Below are 4,257 nucleotides of genomic sequence, written 5' to 3'. Positions count from 1 at the left end.
GTCGAACTGTGTTTTAAGCGCATTTATGGGTATATTTTTTTGAAAAAACAATACTCATATTTGTCGCTTAAAACAAAATAATTAAAATTTTTTACTCGTTTTTTGGCAATTTTGTTACTTAATATTTGAATTAATTATACCATCTTCAAAATAAAAAATCAACAAAACCACCATGGCTTTTAGGGGTCAGCTTATGGTGGTTTATATAATTTTGTCATAGCTACCAAACAAAAAAACACCTTGAAAATCATTCAAGATGTCTTCTTATATCCTACCCAAAATCAATTTTGTAAAATATATTCTTGTTCAAGCTTCCATCTTTATTACCAAAAAATGGATAGCCGTAAATTTTTAATTGTTCTTTTTTCTTGTTAATTTTATCTATTGTTGTTTTAGTTTCAGCTTTAATCTCATGAATAATCTTAACATTATCCACACCTTCACTCCAACCTAAATAAGTCAACCTTGTGCCGACACTACCAAACCAGTTGCTGACTTCTTCAAGTGATGTGTAAGATTCTCTAGCTCCTCTGTGTACCTCGCTATCATGAATTTGTAAATTCCCGCTATCATCCACAAATGCAATCGCTACATGCCCCTGCCCTTGATAGTCTCCGTTGTCAATACTCCAAAACATGATGAACCATACATTTCGTGGGTAGTCTTGATTTTCATGCACCCATCCTTTTTCTTTAGCTTGATTGTGTGCTATTTGTGCATTAGCTGTGCGATATTGTTGAGGTGCATTTATTGTATTATCCACATATAGTAGGCAATAACTTGCAATAGCAGACGATGCAACAAGTGGCATAATTAATTGTTTATACATTTATCCTCCTTTTTATTTTTGGTCTATCTCGTCAACATTCACACCCTTTTTCTTCAAAAAACTCACGAACTCTTGAATCATCGGATTTAGTTGTGCTATCAATTGCACCATACGCATAAGAAAGAACAACAAAGCTAAATTAATAACCATTACAACTTCTTCTTCAAACGCTTTATCTTTTGAAAAATTGTAGAATTCGTACACAATCCAGAAAATGCAAATCGTTGTTGTATCAATTACCGCACGCCTTTCCAAGGGCGGATTCATGTTCTCACCGTCTTTCAACCAAGTTAATAAGAGGATAATCAGTATCAAGCCTGAAATTCCTAAAAGTTTATACTCCATTCATGACCTCGCTATCAATTTCTTTATTCATTTTCACTACCTCCTACAAATACTCCTTTTTCTTGAGCATCTAGCAACAGTTTGTTATCAAAATCTTCTTGTATAACTAGTCTTTCATTTTCATAACCTCTGCGTTTAGCTTTTAATTCCCAAGCAAATCTCGACATTGGTTTGTCGGATTTGACCAAGAATTTATCAGATCTAAAATCAGATACCCAAAATCTGGCGTCATCATAAGCCTGTAAAAAGATTTCGTAGGGTATATCTGTGTTCACTGTATCTGAAAATAGCTCGTCAATTTCAACCCATATTTCACAATCTTCCCTTGTGTAACTTCGTCCAATATCGCCAAGATACGATTCTGCTGTTTCATAAGCTGGTGTTGCTCTAAGCCCATCTCTCGTGACATGAACCGCATTTTTTGAGCCTAGAACACTAATTCCACCCCAAAACCTCGTGTCACCCATAATAGAAACCCCATTACCCGTTCCCAATCCGGCACTCCCAACATCTACAGATGCCTTGTATGTGTCAGATGAAAGTGATGCTCCACCTACACCGTGTAGGATAATTCCTCCTTTTTCTGCAATGATATCTCCTGATAGTCCCCCAATTTTTGTTTCAGTCGCTCCAAAGAACCCTTGATAGAAGGTAAAAGATCCATCACTAACAACAAAGCCATTATTACTAAAGTCCAGCGATTGAAAATAATTTTTGTCTAAATCAAATCTTATTTTATTGTCATTACTAGCAATATATCCTTTTTTAAATTGCACCGATCCAGTGTCAAGATTCATTGATAAATTACTGCCAGTAATAGTGCCTGCGGTTAAAGACTTAGCATTAAGATTGATTACATTCACATTAGCTGCATTCAATGTCCCCGCAGTAATCTTCTCGGCAGATAGATTTTGAATAACAGAATTTGGGATGAAAGCACTCCCCGAAAATTTAACGGTATCAGCATTCAATAACAATTGCTTGGTATCGATCAGCGTCCGACCAGCTTCAACATTTATTTGACTTGTAACATCGCCTTTGGAAACTCTGAGATTAATATTGTCACTTAGCTGTGTAATTTGCGATGCTACAGAAACTTTATCTGCGTAAGTGTTTGCAACTGTAGTCTTAAAACCGCTTAAATCTTGTGATAGTTGAGATAGTTCAGTTTTATCTGCTTTTCCACCAACATCAGTTTGTATTTTAGATATTGTTGATTTGAATCCATTATACGAACTCTCCAATGTACCTATTTGTGTCGTGTGTCCGTCAGCTTTAGTATTAAGAGCTGTGATTTTCCCATCTTGTATTTGTAGACTAGACTCTGTAGCCGATACTTTGCCAGTGATTGTATCAACATCTGTTTGATTCGCTTTTAATTTTATCTGTCCCGCCATTGTGGTGATAGCACCTTCTGCGGTCGATACTTTTCCAGTGATTGTATTGACATCTGTTTGATTCGCTTTTAAAGCTATCTCTTTATCGGTTTGTTCAAATTCTGTAGAGGTTTTTACTTGATTCCAACCTGACGACAACCGCCAATCATATTTATATGGGTCTTCATAAGGTAAAGCAGCTGTCCCAACATATTTAGGGATTGCGCCAAGTTGGTCTTCGGACGGTGCTGGTGTCCAAGGAGTGTCAACGGATCCCCGTTCTTGTTTTGGTTTTCTAACTCTAACCGTGAAACTTCCCTCACTTGCACCAGTGAATTTAGTCATAAAGAGTGCTTCCGTTTTAACAGAGGGGTCTTCATAAGGGGGTATCGTTGAAGTTTTTGTTATTCTTATCCATTGATTCAACATGTTACTAGGGTCTCTGGGTAAATCAATAAAACATATTTGCTTATAAGAGCTTATCAAGCCATCTATACTCTTAGTATATCTCTGACCAATCCAAAATTCTGTAAGAGTTGTTCCAACGGGAAGATTCCAACTTGTGAACATGACATCCATACTCATTGTATACTTATCGCCTGGTTTGTAATCTCTAGGTTGAATAGAGAAACCATCATCCAGCCTTCTGGAAACCCATGTATTAGTTCCCTTTATTGTTGCTTCTCCGTAGTCATTTTCTACTTTGTCGAAATTTTTAAAGAATCCATCTTTGGTTTTTGCTGAACTATTAACTAACAAATTCGAATTTGGATAAATAGTTGTGAAACCATCCGTTCCATCTGCGCTGTTAGCATAAGCTGTCCAAGGTTTGCGTTCTGGGTTTGGCTCCCATTTGTAATCAGATGGAGAGTTAGAATCTTTCAAGCTACGACCAATATACCGTGGCACTGCGTTGTCGTAGTCTATACTAGGTAAAGATAAGTAATCAATGAAATCGCCTTCTACAAAAACAGGAGAACTCTGTCTTATATCATCACCATTCGATGCAATACCTGTTTCAAATCGTGTGTAAGTGTCTGATTGGGTAATGGTTGTTACTTTAAAAGTATTAAATATTCTGACAGAGCTATTTGCAGCAACTATAATTCCAACTTTATTCGGAACGGTTGCATTATTACTATAACAACTATATGATAGAGATTTATTGGTATTATTTGTTATAAGTACCGAGTAAGTATAGGTTTTTCCTAGTTCTACCAATGTCGTTGCATTAACTACTATTCCTGCCCAATTACCCGAATATGCAACAGAATTGCCATGTTTATCTTTTACGGTAGACCAGCTAGTTTGCTTTAATTTTAAAATATCATTAGTACTATCAAGAGATTGTAACAGATTTTTGACATTGTACCTCGTAAACCTATCCTTGCCATCCAACGACCAAGCATAGGCGATATTTGTTCCTAATTTATCTACATTCGCTTGGACAGCTGTTACCTTATTATCGGTCTCTGACTTAGAAGAGTAGGTGTTAGATACTGTAGTCTTAAATCCGCTTAAATCTTGTGATAGTTGAGATAGTTCAGTTTTACCTGCTTTTCCACCAACATCAGTTTGTATTTTAGATATTGTTGATTTAAATCCATCATAAGAACTCTCCAATGTACCTATTTGTGTTGTATGCCCATCAGCTTTAGTATTAAGAGCTGTGATTTTCCCATCTTGTATTTGTAGACTAGACTCTGT

General features: G+C 36.2%; 2 protein-coding genes and 1 pseudogene. All 3 read right to left on the bottom strand.

Annotated elements, in window-relative coordinates:
• Window positions 1-271: 271 nt before the first annotated feature.
• On the bottom strand, window positions 272-829 hold the full coding sequence (locus tag LRA01S_RS10230; RefSeq protein ID WP_061775513.1) for a hypothetical protein: 558 nt from the start codon (window positions 827-829) through the stop codon (window positions 272-274).
• A 12-nt stretch (window positions 830-841) separates the two neighbouring features.
• Entirely contained in the window at window positions 842-1,174 is a 333-nt protein-coding gene (locus tag LRA01S_RS10225) for a hypothetical protein (protein ID WP_061775512.1), read from the bottom strand.
• Window positions 1,175-1,197: 23 nt separating this feature from the next.
• Window positions 1,198-4,257, bottom strand: a pseudogene (locus tag LRA01S_RS11360) (gp58-like family protein); the annotation flags it as partial.

Source organism: Pseudolactococcus raffinolactis NBRC 100932, from assembly GCF_001591765.1.
GTDB lineage: Bacteria > Bacillota > Bacilli > Lactobacillales > Streptococcaceae > Pseudolactococcus > Pseudolactococcus raffinolactis.
Note: the sequence above shows the minus strand (reverse complement) of the source record. Positions and strands in the feature narration are given on the sequence as shown.

Excerpts from the sequence above, each read along its gene's own strand:
- LRA01S_RS10230 (WP_061775513.1), bottom strand. The coding sequence starts at position 829 with ATGTATAAACAATTAATTATGCCACTTGTTGCATCGTCTGCTATTGCA.
- LRA01S_RS10225 (WP_061775512.1), bottom strand. The coding sequence starts at position 1,174 with ATGGAGTATAAACTTTTAGGAATTTCAGGCTTGATACTGATTATCCTC.